This window comes from Micromonospora sp. NPDC005291 (assembly GCF_040607415.1).
Lineage (GTDB): Bacteria > Actinomycetota > Actinomycetes > Mycobacteriales > Micromonosporaceae > Micromonospora.
Map to the genome: position 1 here is coordinate 63,256 of NZ_JBEXGR010000009.1, position 22,565 is coordinate 85,820.

The following is a 22,565-nucleotide window of genomic DNA, read 5'->3' on the forward strand; positions in this document are numbered from 1 at the left end:
AACCGGCGGCGGCCTGCCACCCCGGTCGCGTACGCGGCCACCCCGCGTCCCCCTCGCGAGGGCGTCAACGGTGACGCCCGGATGGAGCCACCGTGAACCACGACGACCTCGACGTGCTCGACGAGATCCAGCGGCGGGTGCTCTGGCTCGCCACCCGGATCGTGGACGCCGCCAACCACGACCGAGCCACTGGCGACGGTGTGAAGGTCGGTGGGCACCAGGCGTCCAGCGCCTCCCTGGTCACGGCGATGACCGCGCTCTGGTTCGCGCACCTGGACGCCGAGGACCGGGTCGCCGTGAAGCCGCACGCCTCCCCGGTGTTCCACGCCATCCAGTACCTGCTCGGCAACCTGGACCGTTCCTACCTGCCCCGGCTGCGGGCCCGTGGCGGCCTCCAGTCCTACCCGTCGCGCACCAAGGACCCCGACGAGGTGGACTTCTCCACCGGCTCGGTGGGCCTCGGCGCGGCGGCGCCGCTCTTCGCCGCCGCCACCCGGCGCTACGTCGACGCCCACTTCGGCGCCCGGCCGCACTCCCGGTTCGTGGCGCTGATCGGCGACGCCGAGCTGGACGAGGGCAACATCTGGGAGGCGGTCGCCGACCCGGCGACCACCGGCCTGGGCAACGTCATGTGGCTGGTCGACTTCAACCGGCAGTCACTGGACCGGGTGGTACCGGGCATCCGGATCAACCAGTGGCGCGGCCAGTTCGAGGCGGCCGGCTGGCACGTCGTGGAGGTCAAGTACGGCCGTCGCCTCGCTGAGGCGTACGCCCGGCCGGGCGGCGAGGCGCTGCGCGACTGGATCGACGCGATGCCCAACGAGCAGTACCAGTCGCTGTTCGGGCTGACCGGCCCGGCGCTGCGCAAGCAGTTCCTGGACGGCGCGCCGGCCGGCATCACCGAGCTGATCGCCGACGTCACCGACGACGAGCTGGGCCCGCTCGTCACCGATCTGGGCGGGCACGACCTGTCGGCGATGCTCGACGCGTACGCCCAGTGCGACGCGGTCACCGACCGGCCCAGCGTCGTCTTCGCGTACACCGTCAAGGGGTGGGGTCTGCCCATCGCCGGCAACCCGCGCAACCATTCCGCGCTGCTCAGCTCGGAGCAGGTCGACACGTTGCGCGCCGCGCAGGGGTTGACCCGCGAAACCGAGTGGGACCGCCTCGATCCGGCGTCACCGGCCGGCATCCGGGCCGGCGCCCGCCGGGAGGCGCTGTCCCGCGCGCCCCGCGAGCGCGCGCTGGGGGTCACCGTTCCGGAAAGCACAGGAGTACGCGCAACCAAGCCGATCTCCACCCAGGAGGTCTTCGGTCGGGTGCTGGTGGACCTGGCTCGGGACCGGGAGGTGGGCCGCTACCTGGTGACCACCGCCCCGGACGTGGCCACCTCCACCAACCTGGCCGGGTTCATCAACAAGACCGGGGTGTTCGCGCCGACCGAGCAGCGTTCCTGGACCGAGGACCGGATGCTGCGCTGGACCGAGAGCCCGGCTGGGCAGCACATCGAGCTGGGCATCTCGGAGATGAACCTGTTCCTGCTGCTCGGCCAGCTCGGCCTTTCGTGGGACCTGTCCGGGCAGCCGCTGCTGCCGGTGGGCACGGTTTACGACCCGTTCGTGCTGCGGGGTCTGGACGCGTTCCTGTACGGCACGTACTCCGGTTCCCGGTTCGTGGTGGCCGGCACCCCGTCGGGCATCACCCTGGCCCCGGAGGGCGGTGCCCACCAGTCCACCATCACCGCCTCGGTCGGCCTGGAGCTGCCCGGCGTGACGTTCGTCGAGCCTGCGTACGCCGGCAGCCTGGACTGGCTGCTCTGCGACGCGCTCGGGCAGATCGCCGGTGGGTCGACCCCGGCCGCGACCGCCGCGCCCGCCGAGGACGGGGCGTACTACTTCCGGTTGAGCACCCGCCCACTGGACCAGGCGCCGTTCGAGGCGGCGCGGGCCCGGCTCGGTGACGCGGTGCTGCGCCGGCAGGTGGTCGCCGGGGCGTACCGGCTGGTCGACGCGCATCAGGCGTACCCGCACCTGGCGGATGCCCCGGTGGTGCAACTGGCCGCCTCCGGCGCGGTGCTGCCCGAGGTGCTGACCGCCGCCGCGGAGCTGGCCGAAGAGGGGATCGCCGCGCACGTGGTGGACGTGACCTCGCTGGACCGGCTCTACCGGGCCTGGCAGCGCACCCTGCGTCAGGGCGTGCGGACCGCCACGGTGCCCAGCGTGCCGGGTGCCCTGCGGTCCGCGTTCGCCGACCGGGTGCCGGTGGTGACCGTGCACGACGCCGCGTCGCACGCGATGGCCTGGCTCGGTTCGGCGCTCGGCGCACCGGCGGTGCCGCTGGGGGTGGACGAGTTCGGCCAGTCCGGCACCGTCGCCGAGCTGTACGAGTTGCACGACCTGCTGCCCGGCAGCATCGTCAACGCCGCCCTGGCCGCCCTCGCCCTGCGCTGACCCCGACGCTGCCGCCCCGGCCCGCGCTCAGCTGGTCGGGGTCGGGGTCGGGGTCGGGGTCGGGGTGGGCGTCCCTACGGGCGGGGTTTCCACCACGTGCCGTTCCAGGTTGACCTGGGCCTGCCCGGTGCCGCCGACGGTGATGTCGTCGTACGCCTGGAGCATCTTCTGCTGGTCGAAGTAGAGCACGGTCATCGACAGCGGGGTCGGCTTCTCACCCTCCAGGCCGCGCAGCCCGGCGCCGCCGGTGGACCCCTCCACCATCAGCGTGGTGGGCTGCTGCCCGGGTGCCTGGGGCAGCTTGGAGACCTGCCGAGCGTGGGTGTGCCCGGCCAGCACCAGCGGGCAGGTGCCGGCGAGCGGCCCGGCGGACGCCGGGTCGTGCACCAGCGCGATGTTCACCGGCTGCGGTGAGCGGCGCACCGTGGTGGCGAGCTGCTCGCCGGCCCCGATCACCTGGTCGGCCACCTGCTGGGTCAGCCCGCTGCCGGCCGGGGAGGTGTTCTTGTCCGGGGTGAAGCGCGGGTCGCCGATGCCGGCGATGGTCAGCCCGGCGACCGTGGTCGTCGAGTTGTTCAGCACGATCGCGTTCGGTTGGCGGGCCACCGCGGCGCCGGTCCGGCCCGAGTCGTGGTTGCCCCGGATGAAGACGTACGGCTTCTTCAGCAGGCCGATCGAGCCGACGAAGGACGCCTCCGGCTCGCTGCCCCAGTCGGTGATGTCGCCGGTGTCGATCACCACGTCGATGCCGAACTGCTCCACCACCGTCCGGATCAGCTGCCAGCCGGTCGGGTTGAGGTGCATGTCGGAGACGTGCAGGACCCGGGTGGTGCCGGGTGCCGGTTCGTACACCGGGAGCGCCGAGACCGTGGTGTAGAGCTGGCTGACGTTGCCGACCAGACGTTGCAACTGCTCGGCGTACTTGGTGTAGTCGTTGGCGATCCGGCGGGCGTCACCGACGATGGCCGGCGCGTTGACCAGCAGCCCCTCGTAGCGTGGCTCCTCGATCGCCTGGGGACGCAGGGTGGCCGCCGCGGTGCCGAGGCTGCCGGCGGTGATCAGCAGCGCCAGCCCTCCCGCCCAGGCGGTCCGCCGGACGTTCCGGAAGATCAGGCCGGCCAGGATCAGGGTGACCAGCACCGACGTGCCGAGGGTCCGTAGGCCGAGTCGCATCACCCCGGAGCGGACGTCCTCCACGGCGCTCTGGCTGGCCCGGCTGATGCTGGCCGGGTCGTCGAGCAGCGCCTCCGTGCGCCCCTGGTCGAGTGCGCCCAGTCGTACGGTGAGGTGGGTCGGCCCGTCGTGGCTGTCGAGCTGAAGCGCGCCGAGCGGCGGTATGTCGACCGTCGTGCCGCCGTCACGGGCGGGGGAGATGCTGAGGTTGGCCCGGAACGGCCCGATGTCGGTGTCGACCTGGCCGCCGGCCAGCACCCCGAGCACCGCCCCGGTCAGGGCCACGGCGAGGACGGCGACGATCAGCCCGATGCGGCGCAGGGGGCCGGGCCCGAGCCGCGATCCCGTCGGGCGTGGCTGATCACCGCCGGTCACCGGGTCGTCCCGGTCGCCGGCGGCGTCGTGTTCCTCGTCGCGCTGCCCGTCCATGCTGAAAGTCTGACCTGCCCGTCGGAAGATCTTGGCAAACCCGAACGGATGGTGACGAAGGTCAGCTGCGGCCGCCGTCGCCGCCCGCGAAGACCACCCGCAGGAGCCGGTCGTCCTCAGCCGCCGGGTTACCCCGCCCGTCGTGGTTGGAGGTGCTCACCCAGAGCGACCCGTCCGGTGCCGCGGCCACGGCACGCAGTCGGCCGTACCGGTTGGTGAGCAGCTCACTGGGCTGACCCAGCAGCGTACCGGTGTCGGTCACCTCCATCACCCAGAGGCGCTTGCCGCGCAGGCAGCCGGTGACCAGCAGCCGGTCCGTGGCGGCCAGACCGGAGCAGGACGCGTCCGACGTCCCCCACTGCGTGATCGGGTCGGTGTACCGCTTGTCGCCGGCCCGCCCCTCGACCTCCGGCCAACCGTAGTTGCCACCCTTGGTGATCTGGTTGACCTCGTCCCACGTGTTCTGGCCAAACTCGACGGCGTACATCCGCTTGGCGGCGTCCCAGGTGAAGCCCTGGACGTTGCGGTGGCCCAGTGACCAGACCGGGGAACCGGGGTACGGATTGCCCGCGGCGGGCTTGCCGTCCGGGGTGATCCGCAGGATCTTGCCGCCGAGGCTCTTCACGTCCTGGGAGAGGGGGCGCTGACCGGCGTCACCCGTGCTGACGTAGAGCTGCCCGTCCGGGCCGAAACCCAGCCCGCCGCCGTTGTGCACACTGGCCTTGGGGATGCCGGTGAGGATCGGGGTGGGCTGCCCGCCGAGTTGCAGCCGGGCGACCCGGTTGTCCTGCTCGGCGGTGTAGTAGACGAAGACCGTGCGGTCCTTGGCGTAGCTGGGGGAGACGGCGATGCCGAGCAGGCCGCCCTCGCCCGCCGCCGCCACGTCGGGGATCGTCTGCACCGCGCGGACCCGCAGCCCGTCCGGCCCGGACTCGGGGCCGACCTGGAGAATCCGGCCGTTGTCCCGTTCGGTGACCAGCGCGCCGCCGTCCGGCAGGAACGCGATGGCCCAGGGCACCCGCAGACCCTTGGCGAGCACGGTCGCCACCGCCTGCTGGCCGGCGCCGCCGGGGCTCGCCGAGGCGGACGGGGTTGGCAGGTTGGGCGGCTCACCGGCCGGGTCGGGCTCCGGTTCGCCGAAGCTGCAACCCGCGGTGAACAGCAGCGCCGCGCAGGACGCCGCGAGGGCCACCCGGAGGCGGTGGATGCGAGGGTACGGGGGACGGGCTCTCACCCGGCCCAGGGTAGCCCGCCGTACGGCCCGGCCGGGCCCGTCGGGATCCGACGGGTGCCGGTTGTCCCGGCCGGTGGACCGCTCACCGTGCCCGTACGGCCAGCAACGCGGTGTCGTCCTCGCGGTGGCGGATCGACGCGAGCAGCAGGTCGCACAGCTCGTCGAGGGGCAGCGTGTGGGCGCCGGTCAGCCGGCCCACCAGCTCGGCCAACCCGTCGTCGATGGATCGGTCCCGCCGTTCGATCAGCCCGTCGGTGTAGAGCAGCAGGGTGTCGCCGGTGGCCAGGTGGGTCGACTGGCTGGTCCGCGTCGACGGTCGGGCCAGGCCGAGCAGCGGCTCCGGCGTCGCCTCAAGGGCCTCGACCGCCCCGCCCGAGCGGACCACCAGCGCGGGCGGGTGCCCGGCGTTGGACCAGGTCACCTCGTGAACACCGGCGTTCTGCGGACAGATCCGGACCAGCGTCGCGGTGGCTGCGATCGGCAGCCGCAGGCCCCGGATCGCGCCATCCAGGTTGCTCATCAGCTCCCCCACCGTGTCCGGCCTGCCGAAGGCGTTGCCCCGCACCAGGTTGCGCAGCTGGCCCATGGTCGCCGCCGCCTCGATGTCGTGCCCGGCCACGTCCCCGATAGCCGCGATCACGTCACCCTCGGGCTGGACGAAGGCGTCATACCAGTCACCGCCCACCTCCACCCGGTCGGCCGCCGGCTGGTAGCGGGCCGCCAGCTCCAGCTCGCCGACGACCGGCAGCCGCGGCAGCATGCTGTGTTGCAGGACCTCGGCGACGTGCCGCTGCTCGCCGTACATCGAGCTGTTGCCGACGGCCTGGCCGGCCCGGCGGCCGATGTCGACCGCGGTGAGCAGGTCACGGTCGTCGAACTGCTGACGCTCGGAGCCGTTGACGAGGGTGATCGCGCCCAGCACGGTGCCGCCGGCGCCCCGCAACGGCACGCTCAGGTAGGAGGCGATGCCCAGGCGACTGGCGATCGACGCCATCTCCGGTCGTGTGGTGCCCCTTGTCACGTCGGCCAGGGACGCCACGCTGCCGAGCCGGGGCTGGCCGGTCCGGAGCACCGCCCGGATCATCGACTCGGGGCTCAGCCCGGTGCTCAGCAGCGCACCGAAGCGGTCGACGTCCGCCGCCCGGGCCGGGTCGCGGTGCACCGAGACCACCTCGCGGGGCAGGCCGGTCGGCCCGATCAGGGTGAGCAGGCACCAGTCGGCGAGCAGCGGCACCATGGTGGCGGCGAGCCGGCGCAACGCGGTGCCCACGTCCAGTGTGCCGGCCAGCGTCTCGCTCACCCCGGCCAGCAGCTCCAGCCGTTCGTGCGCCTGCACGACCCGCCGCCGGGCCTCCTGCGCCCCGTCGAGCGCGATCCGCAGCCGCAGCTCCGACGAGCAGGCGGCGGCCAGGTCGGCCAGTGTGCGCAGCTGCGCGGCGGTCCAGGCGCGGGGCTTGCTGTCGATGGCGCAGAGCGAGCCGAGCACCCGGCCGGACAGGTCGGTCAGCGGCATCCCGGCGTACGCGACCACGCCGAGGTCCTCGATGGCCAGGTTGTCCCGAACGCGGGGGTAGAGCCGGGCGTCCGGAAGCACCATGGGCACCTCGATGTCCACCACGTGCTGGCAGAACGAGTGGCTCAGCGGGGTCTGTCGCCGCTCCGACCAGGGCTCCGGCAACCCGAACGCGCCTGGAAAGAACTGCCGGTCCGCGGAGACCAGGGAGACCAGCGCGACCGGAACATCCAGCAGGTCGCTGACCAGCCGGGCGAACCGGTCGAACGCCTCGTCCGGGGTGGCGTCCAGCCCGGTGTCGGCGAGCGCGCGCAACCGCGCCGGGTCGCCGAGCGCCGGAGGTGGCGCGATCGGCCGCCGGGCGGTGGCGGGGGAGCCGTCGGTCATCGAGCACCTGTCTGCCGGGGCGGAGGCCGACCGGCCCTCCGACCCTTCGTTATACCTCGTCCGGGCCCGGGTCGAACGTCGGTGTGCCGAGTCTCGCCCGCCCCGGCCCCGCGCGCCATCCCCCGGGACGCCAGTTGGTCGCCGTGCCGGCACCGGCCGCCGCGTCGGGGACTATCGTCGGCGGACGTGAAGGTATGGATCCCACACCAGGCCGGCCTGAATCTCATGGGCGAGCTGCCCCCGGACGTGACGGTGGAGGTCTTCGAGCACGCCGACCGGCCGCCCTCGGAGGCGGTCGATGTCCGCGTCTGGGTGCCACCGTTCCTGGGCGGCACGGACGCGACGGCGTTGCTCCGTGGGCTGCCCGACCTGGCCGTGGTGCAGCTGCTCTCCGCCGGGGCGGACGCCTGGGCCGGCCGGACGCCGCCGGGTGTCACGCTCTGCGACGCGCGGGGCGTGCACGACCCGTCCACCGCCGAGTGGGTCGTCACCGCGATCCTTGCCCAGCTGCGGGCGTTCCCGGAGTTCGTCCGGGCGCAGGCCGAGCGGCGCTGGGCGTACGAGGGGAACACCCCGACCGACGAGCTGACCGGCAAGCGGGTGCTCATCATCGGCGCCGGTGCGATCGGCACCGCGGTGCGTGACCGGCTCGCCCCCTTCGAGGTGAGTTTCACCCTGGTCGCGAGGACGGCCCGCCCCGAGCAGGGGGTGCACGGCGTCGAGGAGCTGCCCCGGCTGCTGCCCGAGGCCGACGTGGTGGTGGTGCTGGTGCCGCTCACCGACCAGACCCGTGGCCTGATCGACAAGGAGTTCCTGGCCGCGATGCCGGACGGGGCGCTGCTGGTCAACGCCGCCCGGGGGCCGGTGGCCCACACCGAGGCGCTCGTCGCCGAGTTGGGCACCGGTCGGATCTCGGCCGCGTTGGACGTCACCGACCCTGAGCCGCTGCCCGCCGACTCTCCGCTCTGGGCGATGCCGAACGTGCTGCTCACCCCGCACGTGGCAGGGTCGGTGCGGGGTCTGTTGCCGCGGGCATACCGACTGGTCGGTGATCAGGTTCGCCGGTTCGCCGCCGGGCAGCCGCTGATCAACAGGGTGGTCGACGGCTACTGACCCGGCGCCTCCGCCGAGGTGTGGGGCAGCGTCTGGCCGGTGACCGAGATCAGGTGGGGCAGGTCCGCGCCGCGGACGGCCGGCAGGGCGACCTGCTGGCCGTCGTCGAGCCGGGCGACCGCCCGTCCGCGCTGGTCGGTGGCCAGCTCGAGCACCTGGTCCCAGTCGATCCGGCGTTGCCCGGCCAACGCCCGTACGCGCAGCTCACGCGCGTCGGCGTCGGTGCCGGCCCGCCAGGCCCACACTGCGACGGCGAGCGGAACGAGCAGCACCGGCAGCAGGTAGGCCCGGGCGTTGGCCAGCGGCAGGGCACCGATGAAGGCGATGACCGCGGCGACCAGGATGGCTTGGTTGTACCGGAAGCGGACCGTGTCGGGCTTACTCACCCTCCGATGATCCCACCCCGGGCCGGTCCGGCTCGCGGCGGGCGGTGCCAGCACGGTGCGGTACGCCGTACAGTGACACGGGTCATTGTCTCCCCTGGGTGACCGACACGTAACCAATTCGGCCGCCGATCGTTGCCAATTGTTGGGCAGCAGACTCGCAACGTCCGTTGTCCCGCACCGTCGTACCGCCCCAGTGCCCCCTCACGAAGGCGACCGCCGTGCTCCTCGCGTACCCGTTCCGCGTCCTCGTCCCCCGCCGGGCGGCGCCGGAGGCCGCCACCTCAACGGCGGTGGCGCTGCTCCTCCTCGCCGGTGCCGCCAACCTGGTCCCGGCCTCGGTGGTGATCGCGCTGGCCGCTGGCGCCGGCGCCACGCTCGCCGGCGTGCGGCTCTCCCGGCTGGCCACCCGGCGCTCCACCGAGCCGTCACCGCGTTCGGCGGGCGTGCTCCTCGACACGGCGGTGGTGACGGCCGGTCTCACCGCCGTCGTGCTGCCCCTGGCCGACATCGGGCACCGCACCGCCGTGCTGGTCGGGTCGCTGGTCGTGGCGGCCCTCTCCGTGGCCGGGCTGTGCCGGCTCCCCGGTCGGACGCGGCCGTCGGCCGGCTTCCGACTGCGCAGGCTGGTCGAGTCGACCGGCCCGGCCGTCGGTCTGGCGCTCGCCGGCTGGCTGCTGCTGCCCCGCGACGGTCTGCCGGTGCCGGCCCGGTTGGTCGCCGCGTTGGCGCTCGGCGGGCTGGGCATGGCCGCGCTCAACGCGTTCACCGGGTCGGGGCGACGCTCGGGTGCCGTGGTCTGCCGGGGCGGCGTCCTGCTCACCCTGGGCGGTCTGGTGCTGCTGGCCACGCTGCCGTCCGCGCCAGCCGGGCGGGTGGCCCTGCTGGCCGTACCCCCGTTGGTGTTCGGGATGCTGCTTGTCGCGGTCGGTGCGGCCGGCGCGGCGGACGTGGGCGACGCGGAGCCGGCGGAGCCGATCGCGCCGGCCTGGCCCCGGTCGGTGCTCCCCGCGGCGGTGCTGCTGCTGGCGGTGGGTCTACACCTGGGTGCCGGCCGCGCACCGGACCGGACGAGCGTGTTGTTGGCCCTGGCGGCGGTGCCGCCGTTGGTGCTGCGCGAGCTGCTGCGCGCGGGTGACGCGTCCATCCCCGAACGGCCTGCCGCACACCGCCGAAGCGCCGGCCGGGCGGTCCGGCACCGCCGTGCCGCGCAACCACGCTGGCAGGGCACGTCAGAGCATCCACCCGGGCCGGCCGAGCACGGCCATCCCGACCGCGCCGGAGATCCGGATGGCCCGGCCACCCCGGACGGGGTCGGCTCGACCTGGTCGCCCGATGGCGATGCCGCCTGGTCGGCACTCAACCGTCGGGGAGGTGGTCCGGGCGACCGGGCGGCCCTGCTGGACGCCCTCGCCGCGATCGGCGACGTGCCGGCGCCGGCCGGCGCGCTGCTGCTGGTGGATCTGCACGGCACCGACGGGTTCGGCCCGACTGCCCGGGAGGACGTGCTGGCCGAGGCGGTCCACCGGGTCCGTGCGGTCATCGGCCCCGGCGACCTGGTCACCGGGTGCACGGGTGCCGGCTTCGCCGTGGTCACCGCCGCCGGACCGGTGCTGGCGTACGCGCTGGGCACCCGGCTGTTGACCGCGCTCAGTCCGCCCTACCGGCTGGCCGGCTCGGTGCTGCGCGTGCAGGCGAGCATCGGGCTGGCCGAGGTGAGCGGTGCCGGGCCGGCGGACGTCCTCCGTCAGGCCGAGCTGGCCCGACGGCGGGCCGTGCAGCTGGGCCGGGACCGGGTCGAGTGGTACGACGCGTTCCTGGAGGAGCAGCTGGTTCGCCGGCTCGACCTGGAACGCGAGTTGCCCGGTGCGGTGGCGCGCGGCGAGTTGGATCTCGTCTACCAGCCGGTGCTCGACCTGGCCGACGGGCAGCCGGTGGGTGCGGAGGCGCTGCTGCGCTGGCGCAGCCCGGTGCTCGGCACGGTGCTCCCGGCCGAGCTGCTGCCGGTCGCCGAGGACCTGGACCTGGTTGGCGAGTTGGAGTGGTGGGTACTGGACCGGGCCTGCCGTCAGTTGTCCGACTGGTCGGTGTGCGTCCGGGAGCTGTGGATGGCGGTCAACGTCACGACGCGGGAGCTGACCACCCCCGACTTCGTGCAGCGCACGTCGGCTGTGCTGGCTGCGTACGGGGTGCTGCCGGAACGGCTGGTGGTGGAGGTGAGCGAGCCGAGGATCGCCGGTGACCTGCCGACCGTGGTGGCCCGGCTGGCCGGGCTGCGGTCGCTGGGCGTACGCACCGCGTTGGACGACTTCCGGGCCGAGCGCGCCTCGCTGGCCCAACTCCGTCGGCTGCCGATCGATCTGCTGAAGGTGGGCCCCGAGTTGGTGGGCGCACGGCCGGACGGGCAGCCACCGCTGATCGACGTGGTGGTCACCGTCGGCGAGCGGCTGGGCGTGGAGATCGTCGCCGAGGAGCTGGAGTCGTCGACCCAGGTCGAGGGGGCGCGCCGGGGTGGCTGCCGGTACGGGCAGGGCTTCGCACTGGCCCGTCCGGCGACGGCCGAGCGGGTCGAGGCGTACTTCGAGGAGTTTCCGTCGACGTCCCGCTGAATTGGTGAACCGGTTCACCTCTCGCGGGGTGGTGCGGTGCTGCCACGCGGTGTGAGGTGAGGGGTCTCGTCCTGCACCCGGGTCGCGGGCTGTCCGGCGATGACGGCGAGCAGTTGCCGGGCGGCGTGCGCGCCGTACGCCGGGATGTCCCGGCCCAACGCGGTCAGCGGCGGGTGCACCAGGCGGCAGAGCGGCGAGTCGTCCCAGGCCACGATGGACAGATCGCCCGGCACGGTGAGCCCCATCTCCTGGGCGACGGAGAGCCCGGCGATGGCCATCACGTCGTTGTCGTAGATGACCGCGGTGGGCCGGTGGGCGGAGCTGAGCAACCGGCGGGTGGCCCGGCCGCCCTCCTCGCCCGTGTAGTCGGACCAGACGGTGACCGCGTCGACCAGGCCGAGCTGCTGGCAGACCGCCCCGAAGGCGTCGGTGCGGATCTCGGTGTGTCGGAGGTCGGGCAGGCCGCCCACCCGGGCGATCCGTCGGTGCCCGAGCGCGACCAGGTATTCCACCGTCTCGGTCAGTGCGGCGGCGTCGTCGGACCAGAGGCTGGCCAGGTCACCGGTGCCACCGGGCCCGCCGATCACCACCGCCGGTAGTTGGATCTGCTCTAGTGCGGGGATGCGGCGGTCGTCGGTGCGTAGGTCGCAGACGAGCACGCCGTCCACCCGACGTTCGCCCCACCAGCGCCGGTAGACCGCGATCTCGGCGTCGTGGTCGGCCACCACCTGGAGGGTCAGCGCGTACGAGCGGGCGGAGAGTTCGGCCTCGACGCCACTGATCAGCTCCATGAAGAACGGCTCGATGCCGAGGATCCGGGCCGGTCGGCACAGGGCCAGGCCGACCGCCCCCGCGGCGGCGGCGGAGAGCGCGCGGGCTGCGCTGCTCGGGCTGAACCCGATCTCCGTGGCGATGGCCAGGATGCGTTGCCGGGTGGCCTCGGAGACGCCAGGCTGCCCGTTCAGCGCGTACGACACGGCGCCCTTGGACACCCCGGCGCGTCGGGCGACGTCGGCGATGGTCGGCCGCTTCACCGGCATGTTCCTCCACTTTCCGGCCTCGGGAAGGTCGGGTCTCCTGGCTGACGCGACGACGACCTGACCTGGTCAGCTGGTCGGCGGCGCCCTCAACCTAGCGCAACGGTGCGGCAGGCCGATTGTCCACGATAGACAAACGCTCATTACTTGCGCGGTTCAGCGTACCTGTGCGTCCTTGGCACCGACCTGCGGGCGCTGCGCGAAGCTACGGCGGAAACGGCCCCACCACGCCTGTTCGCGCTCCCAAGGGTCTCTCTGTGCATCGACTGAGGGTGGTGTTAACCGGCCGTTGACACTCCTGAGACCGAACCGTACGGTGGCCTCACTTATCCGGTTCAGTCAACGTCTCTCGATGTCGGGAGCGTTCCCACTTGTTCGGAGGATGACATGAAAAGATCCTGGACCCGGTGGGCCCGCACCGTCGCCGTGGGCGCGGTCGGTCTTGCCCTGGTGGCCGCGTGCAGCGGCAAGAGCGGACAGGATTCCGGCGCCGCGGATGGCCAGGTCACCCTGAAAATCAACTTCTGGGGCGACTTCGGCCTCACTGACCTCAAGACGAAGTACGAGGCGGCCAACCCGAACGTCAAGATCCAACTGAATTCCGGGGAGTACAACGCCCAGCACGAGGACCTGCAGAAGAAGCTGGTCGCCGGCTCCGGAGCGCCGGACATCGCCGCCATCGACGAGGGCTTCATGGTGCAGTTCCGTAGCCAGTCGGACAAGTTCGTCAACCTGCTCGACAAGGGCGCCGGCTCGTACGAGAGCAAGTACCTGCCGTGGAAGTGGAAGCAGTCGCTCTCCGCTGACGGCAAGACCCAGATCGGCCTCGGCACCGACACCGGCGGCCTCGCCATGTGCTACCGCACCGACCTGTTCAAGGCCGCCGGGCTGCCCACCGAGCGGGACGAGGTCTCCGCCCTCTGGCCCACCTGGGACAGGTTCATCGAGGTCGGCCAGCAGTACACCGCCCAGAGCAAGAAGAAGTTCATCGACGCCGGCAGCAACCTGTTCAACCCGATTCTCGGCCAGCAGCCCGTCGGTTTCTACAACGAGCAGGACCAGCTCCAGATGGAGCAGGGCCCGAAGATCGCCTTCGACTACACCATCAAGGCCATCCAGGCCGACCTCTCCGCCAACCTGGCCAGCTTCCAGGCCGACTGGGACAAGGGCTTCACCAGCGGTTCCTTCGCGGTGCTCGCCTGCCCGGCCTGGATGCTCGGCCACATCAAGGACACCGCCCCCAACACCGAGGGCAAGTGGGACATCGCCGCGGTGCCCGGTGGCGGCGGCAACTGGGGTGGCTCGTTCCTCACCATCCCCAAGCAGAGCAAGAACGTCGACGAGGCGTACAAGCTGGTGGAGTGGCTGGTCCAGCCGGAGCAGCAGATTGAGATCTTCAAGAAGGTCGGCAACCTGCCGTCCCAACCGGCCCTCTACAGCGACCCCGCGATCGCGGACTTCAAGAACCCGTTCTTCACCGACGCGCCCGTCGGGCAGATCTTCCCGAAGATGGCGCAGGGTCTGACCCCGCAGTACCTGGGCAAGAAGAACGGCCCGACCCGGGTGGCCGTGGAGAACGTGCTGATCCGAGTGCAGAACAAGACCCTCAAGCCCGAGGCCGCCTGGGCCGAGGCGCTCAAGGAAGCCGAGAAGGCCAGCACCTCCTGAGCCCGTCGGCGCGGGGGTGGGCGACCACCAGGCTGCCCCCGCGCCACCCACGCGTACCCCGTCTCTTCGGCCCTGGAGTGTCCCGATGTCCACCACCCGCGCCGCCCCCGCGTCGCCGGGCCGCCGCGCCGCCGACGGGCGGCACGGCCACGGCACCGACCCGGACCACCGCCGGCTCAGCTGGCGCGATCGGCTGTACCGGTTCGACACGCGCTACATGCCGTACGTGTTGATCGCGCCGTTCTTCCTGATCTTCCTGGTCTTCGGGCTGTTTCCGCTGATCTTCAACGGCGTCATCGCCCTGCGGAACTACCGGCTGGACGACCCGACACTGACCGGTTGGGCCGGCCTGGCCAACTTCCGCCAGCTCTTCGGTGACGAGGACTTCTGGAACGCGCTCTACAACACCTTCGGCATCTTCCTGCTCTCCTCGGTGCCGCAGCTGCTGCTCGCGCTGATCGTGGCGTCGTTGCTCAACCGCCGGCTGCGGGCGCAGACCTGGTGGCGCGTGGGCGTGCTGCTGCCGTACGTCACCCCGATCGTCGCCTCGACGATGGTGTTCAGCGTCTTCTTCTCCCGCGACTTCGGGATGGCCAACTGGGTTCTCGGCCTTTTCGGCATCGGCGACGATGCTCCGATCAACTGGCGGGCCGACAAGATGCACGCCTGGATCGCCATCGCCACGATGGTCAACTGGAAGTGGATCGGCTACAACGCGCTGCTCTACCTGGCCGCCATGCAGTCGATCCCGCGCGACGTCTACGAGGCCGCCGCGGTCGACGGCGCCGGCCCGTGGCGTCAGCTCTGGCGGATCACCGTGCCGATGATCCAGCCGGTGATCGTCTTCACCGTCATCCTGTCCACCATCGGCGGGTTCCAGCTCTTCATCGAGCCGATGCTGTTCGACCTCAACGCGCAGGCCGCCACCGGCGGACCCAACGGCGAGTGGCAGACCATCGCCCAGCTGATCTACAAGGTCGGCTGGAAGGACCTCAACCTCGGCTACGCGGCCGCCATGAGCTGGGCGCTCTTCCTGATCATCCTGGTCGTGGCCGGGATCAACACCCTGCTGACCAACCGACTCTCCGGAGGGCGATCCAGGTGAGCGCCGTCGACACCGCACCGCCGGTCACCAGGAGCCGCCGCCGGCGGGCCGCCCTGATGGGCCGCGCCCCGCAGGACACCCCGGCCGGCGTCGGAACGTACCTGCTGCTGGCCACCACCATGCTCTTCGCGGCGTTCCCGCTGTACTGGATGTTCGTCATCGCCACCAGCGACGACGAGGCTCTGGCCCAGATCCCACCGGCCGTGATCCCCGGCGAGAAGTTCCTGGTCAACCTGGACGAGGTCTTCTCGCTGCAGGACGTCTACTTCGCCGCCTCGCTGATCAACAGCGTCATCGTCTCGACCGTGGTGACCGTCTCGATGCTGTTCTTCTGCTCGCTGGCCGGGTTCGCCTTCGCCAAGCTGCGTTTCGCCGGCAGCCGCTGGCTCATGCTGTTCGTGGTGCTCACCCTCACCGTGCCGAACCAGCTCGGCGTGGTCGCGTTGTACATCGTCATGGGCAAGCTGGGCTGGAACGGCACCCTGCTGGCGGTCATCGTGCCCGGCCTGGTCACCGCGTTCGGCGTCTTCTACATGCGGCAGTTCATCCTCAACACCGTGCCCGACGAGCTGATCGAGTCGGCCCGGATGGACGGCGCGACCACCATGCGGGTCTACCGGTCCATCGTCCTGCCGGCGATCCGGCCGGCCCTCGCGGTGCTCGGCCTGCTCACCTTCGTGGCGACCTGGAACGACTTCCAGTGGCCGCTGATCACCCTGGGTGGCACCGATTACCCGACCTCGATGGTTGCCATCTCCGATCTGGCCAGCGGCAACTACGTCATCTACCGTCGGGTCCTCGCCGGGGCGTTCGTGGCGACCATCCCCCTGCTGATCATGCTGTTCATCGGTGGACGCCAGATCGTCCGCGGAATCATGGAAGGTGCGGTGAAGTCTTGAGCCGACAGGCACTCCACGACGGTTGGACCCTGCGGGCGGCACCCGGAGCGCAGGTGCCGGCCGAGATCGCCGGGCGGGTCGTGCCGGCGACCGTGCCCGGTTCGGTGCATACCGACCTGCTCGACGCCGGGCTGATTCCCGATCCCTACCTCGACGACAACGAGCTGGCACTGGCCTGGATCGGGCGCACCGACTGGAGCTACAGGACGACCTTCCGGCGCCCGGCGGGCGATCACGCCCGGGTCGACCTGGTCTGCGCCGGCCTGGACACCGTCGCCACGGTCACCGTCAACGGTGTCGAGGTCGGCCGCACCGAGAACATGCACCGCGGCTACCGCTTCGACGTCCGTTCGCTGCTGCACGACGGCGACAACGACCTGGTCATCGCGTTCGACTCCGCGTACCGCTACGCCGAAGCGCAGCAGGAGCGGCTCGGCGACCGGCCCAACGCCTATCCGGAGCCGTTCCACTTCATCCGCAAGATGGCCTGCAACTTCGGCTGGGACTGGGGGCCGACCCTGGTCACCGCCGGCATCTGGCAGGAGATCGGCCTGCACGCCTGGTCCACCGCCCGGCTGGCCAGCGTCCGTCCACTGATCACAATGGATGGCCGCGACGGCCGGGTCGAGCTGCACGTCGAGGTCGAGCGGGTCGCGGACGTCCCGCTCACCGTCCGGGCCACCGTCGCGGGCGTCCGCGCCGACGTGGTCGTCCCGGCCGGGCAGCGCACGGCCGTGCTGACCCTCACCGTCGGTGAGCCCGCGCTCTGGTGGCCCCGGGGGTACGGCGAGCAGGTGCGCCACCCGATCGAGGTGACCCTGCACGCACCGCACGGCGACCTTCTCGACAGCTGGTCCCATCGGGTCGGCTTCCGTACGGTCCGACTGGACACCACCGAAGACGAGCACGGCACCCCGTTCGTGCTGTCGGTCAACGACGTCCCGGTCTTCGTACGCGGGGTCAACTGGATCCCGGACGACGTCTTCCCCACCCGGATCACCCGCCAGCGGCTGGCCGAGCGGTTCGACCAGGCCGCCGCGGCCAACATCAACCTGCTGCGGGTCTGGGGCGGCGGCCGGTACGAGTCGGCGGACTTCTACGACCTCGCCGACGAACGCGGGCTGCTCGTTCAGCAGGACTTCCTCTTCGCCTGCGCGGCCTACCCGGAGGAGGAGCCGTTCGGCACCGAGGTGGCCGCCGAGGCCGCCGAGCAGGTGACCCGGCTGGCTCCGTACCCGTCGTTGGTGCTCTGGACCGGCAACAACGAGAACATCTGGGGCTGGCACGACTGGGACTGGCAGGAGGCCCTCGCGGGGCGCACCTGGGGTCGCGGCTACTACCTGGACGTGCTGCCCCGGATCGTCGGCGAGCTGGACCCGACCCGCCCCTACTGGCCGGGCAGCCCCTGGTCGGGCACCGAGGCGATCCACCCCAACGATCCGGCGCACGGCACCACGCACATCTGGGACGTGTGGAACACCGACGACTACACCAGATACCGGGAGTACGTCCCACGCTTCGTCGCCGAGTTCGGCTACCAGGCCCCACCGGCATACGCCACCCTGCGTCGGGCGCTGGGCGACGAACCCCTCGCGCACGACTCGCCAGGCATGGCGCACCACCAGAAGGCGGCCGACGGTGACGCCAAGCTCCAGCGAGGGCTGGACGCGCATCTACCCGCCCCGGCGGACTTCGACGACTGGCACTACCTGACACAGCTCAACCAGGCACGCGCGATCCAGCTCGGGGTGGAGCACTTCCGCTCACACCGGGGCGTCTGCGCGGGCACCATCGTCTGGCAGCTCAACGACTGCTGGCCGGTCACCTCCTGGTCGGCCGTCGACGGCGACGGCCGGCGCAAACCCCTGTGGTACGCGCTGCGCCACGCGTACGCCGATCGGCTGCTCACCGTGCAACCCCGCGCCGGCGGCCTGGCCCTGGTCGCGGTCAACGACGGCGGTACGCCCTGGCGGGCGTCGGCCTCGGTGACCCGGCTGACCCTCGCCGGTGAGCCCCGGGCGAAGACGACGATGGAGTTGGCCGTCCCCGCGTACTCGGCGGTCATGCTGGCGCTGCCGGCGGAGCTGACCCGTCCGGAGGAGGCCCGGCGTGAGCTGCTGGTCGCCGAGGCGGGCCAGAGCGCCGAGCGGGCACTCTGGTTCTTTGCCGAGGACCGGGACGTGGACTGGCCGTCGGCGGCATGGGAGGCGTCGGTCGAGCGGGTCGACGGCGGGCAGCGGGTCCGGGTCACGGCCGGTACGGTGCTGCGCGACCTGACGCTCTTCGCGGATCGACTGGACCCGGCGGCGTCCGTGGACAGGGCCCTGGTCACCCTGCTGCCCGGCGAGTCGACGACCTTCACCGTGCAGGCCGACACCCCGCTGGACGCCACAGCCCTCGCCGCCCGCCCGGTGCTCCGCTGCGTGAACGACATCGGACGCGGCTAGCTCGCGCCTCATGATCGTGCTCGATCCAGGAAGTAGTGGTCTCCGTCGGCGAGGGAGGCCACTACTTCCAAGTTCGAGCACGATCAGCACGGTTCTCGCGCCTGACTGCGGCGTGGGCGACGGGACGGGTAGGGCAGTATCTACCGCGTCACGGGCCGCTGCTCCATGAAGCGGCTGACGGACAGACGACGACAGTCGTCGAGCCAGGCCGTATTCGGGGGAGCGCAGATGATTACCGAGCATGTCCGAGACGCGGCCGCGACGGCGTTCGTCTTCGGGTTCTTCGCCTCCAGTTGGTTCGGCTGGGCTCAGGAAGCGCCCCCGAAGCCGTGGCGGCCGGTACTCATCGCTGGTTCGGTTCTGTCGCTGCTCACCGCCGTCGCCGGAGCGCTCCTCGCCTGGAGTCACTGGTCGGACGGTACGGCGTTCGACGCCGACACCAGCCGGACCTTCGGCATCGTCGTCGGTGTCGAATTCGCGGTCGCCGCTGTCGGTGCCGGGTTGTTGGCCCGGCTGCGGCGCGGTGAGCTGATCGCCCCCTGGATCGCCCTGGTCGTGGGCGTCCACCTCTTCCCCGTGGCGGCGCTACTCGGCTACCCGCTGATCCATCTGGTCGCCGCGCTGGTCACCGTCGTGGCGGTCGCGGCGGTTTCGGTCGCGAGGGCCCGTGCCGTGGCGGTGAGTGCGGTGGTCGGGCTGGGCACCGGCGTCGTGCTTCTGGCCGGTGCGGTGTCGTCGCTGCTCATCGCCCTGGTCGCCTACTGAGGAGGGGCCGCTTCAGGACACGGGAAACTGGCCGGCGCGAGCGGCGGACCCTCCTCCGGGGTCCACCGCTCGGCAGAGCGCGTGGAGGGTCAGGCGCGGGCCGCGGCGAGCACCTGGCCGACCAGGGCGCCCGAGGTGCCCGAGCGCTCGTACTCGGGGCGGTTCAGGGTGCCGCCCATCAGCGGCGCGGGGTTGCGGTGCACGGCCGGGCTGTCCGAGCTGACCAGGGCCGCGAAGTGATACTCGTCGGCGCCGGTCGCCTCGACGATCCGGGCGATGTTGCGCGGGGTGATGCCGCCACCCGGCATGATGACGATCCGCCCGGCGGCCCGACGGACCAGGTCGGCGATGAGCGGAGCACCCTCCAGCACGCTGACCTCCTGGCCCGAGGTGAGCACCCGATGCACGCCCAACTCGATCAGCTGCTCCAGCGCCGCGTACGGGTCGCGGGTCATGTCGAACGCGCGGTGGAAGGTGATCCTGGTGTCGCCGGCGGCGGCGATCAGGCGACGGCTGGTCGGCACGTCGACGTCACCCTCGGCGGTCAGCGCGCCGATCACGATGCCGTGCGCGCCGGCCGCAACCGCGGCCCGCACGTCCCGCTCCATCGCCTCGATCTCGAACGGCGAGTAGATGAAGTCGCCGGCCCGGGGCCGGACGATCACATGCACCCGGATCCGGGTGACGGCGCGCAGAGTCGTCTCGATGGTGCCCAGGCTGGGGGTCAGTCCGCCGTCGAAGAGCGCGGAGCACAGCTCCACCCGGTCGGCGCCGGCCTCCTCGGCGGCGACCGCACCCTCGACGCTGTCGATGCAGATTTCGAATGTGCTCATGACTCTTCCTTTTCGGTACGGGACGATGCCGCGGTCCAATCGATGACGGCGGTGACGGCGCCGACCGGTTCGCCGCCGCCGAGCACCGGCACCTGGCGCAGCGCGTCGGCTCCGCCCACCGGTACGCCCACGGCGTCCAGGGCGGCGAGGACGATGGCAGTGGTGGCTCGGGGTGAGCCGTCGATCACCTTCACCGCCACGGCGTGACCGTCCGGGGCGGCCACCGCGAGCACGCCCTCGGCCCCGCCCTTGGCGAGTACGCCGGGCAGTGCCCGCATCAGGTCGGTGTTCGGGTGCCCGCGCCAGCCGCCCACGTACTCCGGGTGTTGGCGCATGGCCTGCGCGACCAGTGCCTCGTCGCTCCCGGCGGGCGCGGTGACCAACGCCTGGAACGTGCGGGCCAGGCCGGTCAGCGGCAGGCCGAACAGCGGCGCGCCGCAGCCGTCGACCGCGTGGTGCGCGATCGGCGTGCCGGCCAGCCGGGCGACGATGGCGGCGGTTTCCCGCTGCAGGGGGTGATCGGGGTCGAGATAGTCGTGTGTGCTCCAGGACCGGGCGACGCAGGCGACCAGCATGGCGGCGTGCTTGCCGGAGCAGTTCATCCGGATCCGGTCGCGTTGCCCGCCAGCGCGGATCAGCCGATCCCGGGTCGGCTCGTCCTCCGGCCAGTCCTCCGGGCAGCCGAGCGCGTCCTCGGTCAGGCCGGCACCGGCCAGCATCACCCGGACCACCTCGACATGCCGGTCGTCGCCGGTGTGGCTGCCTGCGGCGAGGGCCAGCGCCGGGCCGGTCAGCGGGTCGACGCCATCGAGACCGGGGGCCGCCGCGACCCGGCAGGCCAACGCCTGTACCGGCTTGAGGGTGGAGCGGGGGAGTACCGGCTCGTCGGGTACGCCGCCGGCGAGGACGACCTCGCCGTCCGGAGCGAGCACCACGACGCTGCCGTAGTGACTGCTCTCGACGAAGTCGTTACGGACGACCCGGGCCAGTTCGGCGTAGCGGGCAATGGTCACCGGGTGCTGTTCCCTTCGATGAGCGGTGGGGGCAGGTCCGCGGTCCGTCGTCCACGCCGGCTGCTGAACCGGCCGTTGCGGGCTTGGAGAACGCGGGCGAACTTCGACAGCGAGGCGTTGACCACCAGGTAGATCAGCGCCACCACCAGGAACGTCTGGATCAGCAGGTGGGTGTACGAGGAGAGCACCTGCCCGCTGTAGAGCAGCTCGGTGTAGCTGACCACGAAGCCGAGCGAGGTGTCCTTGAGCAGCCCGACCAGCTGGCTGACCAGGGACGGGGTGAGCTGGAGCAGCGCCTGTGGCAGCACCACCAGCGCCATGACCTGCCCGCGGCGCAGCCCGACGGCGAGGCCAGCCTCGGTCTGTCCACGGTCCAGGGCCAGGATGCCGGCCCGGAAGATCTCCGCGAACGCCGCCGAGTTGGAGACCACCAGCGGCACCACGAGCTTCCAGAACAGCGGGAAGTTCATCCCGTACTGCGGGAGTGCGAACAGCGTCACGTAGATCAGCAGCAGCGTGGGGACGGTCCGGAAGATCTCCACGTACGCGCCGGCCAGCCACCGCAGCGGTCGATGCACCGACAGCCGGCCGAGCGCCAGCAGCAACCCGAGCGTGGCGCTGAGCACGGCGGTCGCGGCGGCGGCACGCACCGTCGCCCACAGTCCGTTGAGCAGGTACCGCCAGATCGGCCAGGTGGTGAACGGTTCCCACCGGGCGGCGGCCAGCTCGCCGTGGCTGGCGAACTGGTACACGGCCGCGACGGCGGCACCGGCCAGGAGGACGGCGCCCAGCACGGTGGCGATCCGGATCCGCCGCCGGGCACGGGGGCCGGGCTCGTCGAAGAGAATCTGTTGGGCCTGGTTCATCGGACGATCGCCAGCCTTCGTTCGAGCAAGCCGGTGACCTGACCGATGATCAACGCCAGCAGCATGTAGGCGAGGCCCGCGCCGGTGAAGACGGCGATCGGCTGAGCCTCGACGAGGTTCACGGTGTTGGCCGCCTGGGTCAGCTCGACGATCCCGACGACGGCGGCCAGTGAGGTGTTCATCAGCAGTGCGATGCAGATGTTGCCGATCGGCTGGATCACCGCCCGCAGTCCCTGCGGCAGGATCACGTGCCGCAGGGACTGGCCGAAGGTGAGCCCGATGGCACGGGCCGCCTCAGCCTGGCCGACGCCGACCGTGTTGATCCCGGCGCGGATCGCCTCCGCCAGGTACGCCCCCTCGTAGACGGCGATGACGATCGCGGCGGAGGTGAACAGCGGGAACGTGATGCCGATGGTCGGCAGCGCGAAGACGAAGAGCACCAGCAGGGCCAGCAGCGGCAGGTTCTGGAACACCTCGACGTACGCCGTGCCGATTACGCGCAGCAGTGGGACGGGGGCGATCCGCAGGGTGGCTACGACGAGGCCCAGCAGCATCGCGCCGATGGTGGTCACGACGGTCAGTTCGACCGTCGTGACCAGGCCGTGGCCGAGCTCGCTCAGGTGGGCGGTGAGGGCGTCCAT

General features: G+C 71.8%; 17 protein-coding genes. 8 read left to right on the plus strand and 9 right to left on the minus strand.

Features of this window, described 5'->3' with window-relative positions; all coding sequences use genetic code 11:
• The first annotated feature begins 92 nt into the window (after positions 1–92).
• Positions 93–2,450 (plus strand): pyruvate dehydrogenase, encoded by a 2,358-nt coding sequence (locus ABZT18_RS14965; protein ID WP_354997069.1) that lies wholly within the window; start codon positions 93–95, stop codon positions 2,448–2,450.
• Between the two features lie 27 nt (positions 2,451–2,477).
• Here ABZT18_RS14965 and ABZT18_RS14970 read toward each other — a convergent pair whose 3' ends face one another.
• The 3 genes from ABZT18_RS14970 to ABZT18_RS14980 all read right to left on the minus strand — a co-directional run bounded on the left by ABZT18_RS14970 (position 2,478) and on the right by ABZT18_RS14980 (position 7,186).
• Positions 2,478–4,052 (minus strand): metallophosphoesterase, encoded by a 1,575-nt coding sequence (locus ABZT18_RS14970; RefSeq protein ID WP_354997070.1) that lies wholly within the window; start codon positions 4,050–4,052, stop codon positions 2,478–2,480.
• Between the two features lie 61 nt (positions 4,053–4,113).
• A complete protein-coding gene (locus ABZT18_RS14975; RefSeq protein WP_354997071.1) occupies positions 4,114–5,286 on the minus strand; it encodes a PQQ-dependent sugar dehydrogenase in 1,173 nt (390 codons plus the stop codon).
• A gap of 82 nt (positions 5,287–5,368) precedes the next feature.
• A complete protein-coding gene (locus ABZT18_RS14980; RefSeq protein WP_354997072.1) occupies positions 5,369–7,186 on the minus strand; it encodes a SpoIIE family protein phosphatase in 1,818 nt (605 codons plus the stop codon).
• A gap of 186 nt (positions 7,187–7,372) precedes the next feature.
• Between ABZT18_RS14980 and ABZT18_RS14985 the strand changes: the two genes are divergently transcribed.
• Positions 7,373–8,299, plus strand: a complete 927-nt coding sequence (locus ABZT18_RS14985) for a 2-hydroxyacid dehydrogenase (RefSeq protein ID WP_354997073.1) — start codon at positions 7,373–7,375, stop codon at positions 8,297–8,299.
• Here ABZT18_RS14985 and ABZT18_RS14990 read toward each other — a convergent pair.
• Positions 8,293–8,685 (minus strand): PH domain-containing protein, encoded by a 393-nt coding sequence (locus tag ABZT18_RS14990; RefSeq protein WP_354997074.1) that lies wholly within the window; start codon positions 8,683–8,685, stop codon positions 8,293–8,295. The two genes, ABZT18_RS14985 and ABZT18_RS14990, sit on opposite strands and share 7 nt — an antisense overlap.
• Before the next feature lie 218 nt (positions 8,686–8,903).
• Between ABZT18_RS14990 and ABZT18_RS14995 the strand changes: the two genes are divergently transcribed.
• On the plus strand, positions 8,904–11,291 hold the full coding sequence (locus tag ABZT18_RS14995; RefSeq protein WP_354997075.1) for a GGDEF domain-containing phosphodiesterase: 2,388 nt from the start codon (positions 8,904–8,906) through the stop codon (positions 11,289–11,291).
• 14 nt (positions 11,292–11,305) lie between these two features.
• Here the strand turns inward: ABZT18_RS14995 and ABZT18_RS15000 are convergent, their stop codons facing one another.
• Positions 11,306–12,331 carry a LacI family DNA-binding transcriptional regulator gene (locus tag ABZT18_RS15000; protein ID WP_354997076.1) on the minus strand — a complete coding sequence of 342 codons (1,026 nt, stop codon included), beginning with the start codon at positions 12,329–12,331 and terminating at the stop codon, positions 11,306–11,308.
• A 384-nt stretch (positions 12,332–12,715) separates the two neighbouring features.
• Between ABZT18_RS15000 and ABZT18_RS15005 the strand changes: the two genes are divergently transcribed.
• The 5 genes from ABZT18_RS15005 (at position 12,716) to ABZT18_RS15025 (ending at position 19,212) form a co-directional block, all read left to right on the plus strand.
• A complete protein-coding gene (locus ABZT18_RS15005) occupies positions 12,716–13,996 on the plus strand; it encodes an extracellular solute-binding protein (RefSeq protein WP_354997077.1) in 1,281 nt (426 codons plus the stop codon).
• Positions 13,997–14,081: 85 nt separating this feature from the next.
• Positions 14,082–15,101 carry a sugar ABC transporter permease gene (locus tag ABZT18_RS15010; RefSeq protein WP_354997078.1) on the plus strand — a complete coding sequence of 340 codons (1,020 nt, stop codon included), beginning with the start codon at positions 14,082–14,084 and terminating at the stop codon, positions 15,099–15,101.
• A gap of 56 nt (positions 15,102–15,157) precedes the next feature.
• Entirely contained in the window at positions 15,158–16,000 is an 843-nt protein-coding gene (locus ABZT18_RS15015; RefSeq protein WP_354997099.1) for a carbohydrate ABC transporter permease, read from the plus strand.
• Positions 15,997–18,447 (plus strand): glycoside hydrolase family 2 protein, encoded by a 2,451-nt coding sequence (locus ABZT18_RS15020; protein WP_354997079.1) that lies wholly within the window; start codon positions 15,997–15,999, stop codon positions 18,445–18,447. The genes ABZT18_RS15015 and ABZT18_RS15020 overlap by 4 nt, the downstream gene beginning before the upstream one ends.
• A 228-nt stretch (positions 18,448–18,675) precedes the next feature.
• Complete coding sequence (locus ABZT18_RS15025) at positions 18,676–19,212, plus strand: hypothetical protein (RefSeq protein WP_354997080.1); 537 nt, start codon at positions 18,676–18,678, stop codon at positions 19,210–19,212.
• Positions 19,213–19,301: 89 nt separating this feature from the next.
• Here the strand turns inward: ABZT18_RS15025 and ABZT18_RS15030 are convergent, their stop codons facing one another.
• The 4 genes from ABZT18_RS15030 to ABZT18_RS15045 are packed head-to-tail and all read right to left on the minus strand — an operon-like array spanning position 19,302 to position 22,565.
• On the minus strand, positions 19,302–20,045 hold the full coding sequence (locus ABZT18_RS15030; protein WP_354997081.1) for a copper homeostasis protein CutC: 744 nt from the start codon (positions 20,043–20,045) through the stop codon (positions 19,302–19,304).
• Entirely contained in the window at positions 20,042–21,058 is a 1,017-nt protein-coding gene (locus ABZT18_RS15035; protein ID WP_354997082.1) for an asparaginase, read from the minus strand. The genes ABZT18_RS15030 and ABZT18_RS15035 overlap by 4 nt, the downstream gene beginning before the upstream one ends.
• Positions 21,055–21,924: an amino acid ABC transporter permease gene (locus ABZT18_RS15040; RefSeq protein ID WP_354997083.1), complete on the minus strand. Its 870-nt coding sequence runs from the start codon at positions 21,922–21,924 to the stop codon at positions 21,055–21,057. The genes ABZT18_RS15035 and ABZT18_RS15040 overlap by 4 nt, the downstream gene beginning before the upstream one ends.
• Positions 21,921–22,565, minus strand: coding sequence for an amino acid ABC transporter permease (locus tag ABZT18_RS15045; RefSeq protein WP_354997084.1), 645 nt, complete (start codon positions 22,563–22,565; stop codon positions 21,921–21,923). Before ABZT18_RS15045 ends, ABZT18_RS15040 begins: the two co-directional genes overlap by 4 nt.

Excerpts from the sequence above, each read along its gene's own strand:
- ABZT18_RS14970 (WP_354997070.1), bottom strand. The coding sequence starts at position 4,052 with ATGGACGGGCAGCGCGACGAGGAACACGACGCCGCCGGCGACCGGGAC.
- ABZT18_RS14980 (WP_354997072.1), bottom strand. The coding sequence starts at position 7,186 with ATGACCGACGGCTCCCCCGCCACCGCCCGGCGGCCGATCGCGCCACCT.
- ABZT18_RS15000 (WP_354997076.1), bottom strand. The coding sequence starts at position 12,331 with ATGCCGGTGAAGCGGCCGACCATCGCCGACGTCGCCCGACGCGCCGGG.
- ABZT18_RS15005 (WP_354997077.1), top strand. The coding sequence starts at position 12,716 with ATGAAAAGATCCTGGACCCGGTGGGCCCGCACCGTCGCCGTGGGCGCG.
- ABZT18_RS15010 (WP_354997078.1), top strand. The coding sequence starts at position 14,082 with ATGTCCACCACCCGCGCCGCCCCCGCGTCGCCGGGCCGCCGCGCCGCC.
- ABZT18_RS15015 (WP_354997099.1), top strand. The coding sequence starts at position 15,158 with ATGGGCCGCGCCCCGCAGGACACCCCGGCCGGCGTCGGAACGTACCTG.
- ABZT18_RS15025 (WP_354997080.1), top strand. The coding sequence starts at position 18,676 with ATGATTACCGAGCATGTCCGAGACGCGGCCGCGACGGCGTTCGTCTTC.
- ABZT18_RS15030 (WP_354997081.1), bottom strand. The coding sequence starts at position 20,045 with ATGAGCACATTCGAAATCTGCATCGACAGCGTCGAGGGTGCGGTCGCC.
- ABZT18_RS15040 (WP_354997083.1), bottom strand. The coding sequence starts at position 21,924 with ATGAACCAGGCCCAACAGATTCTCTTCGACGAGCCCGGCCCCCGTGCC.
- ABZT18_RS15045 (WP_354997084.1), bottom strand. The coding sequence starts at position 22,565 with ATGGACGCCCTCACCGCCCACCTGAGCGAGCTCGGCCACGGCCTGGTC.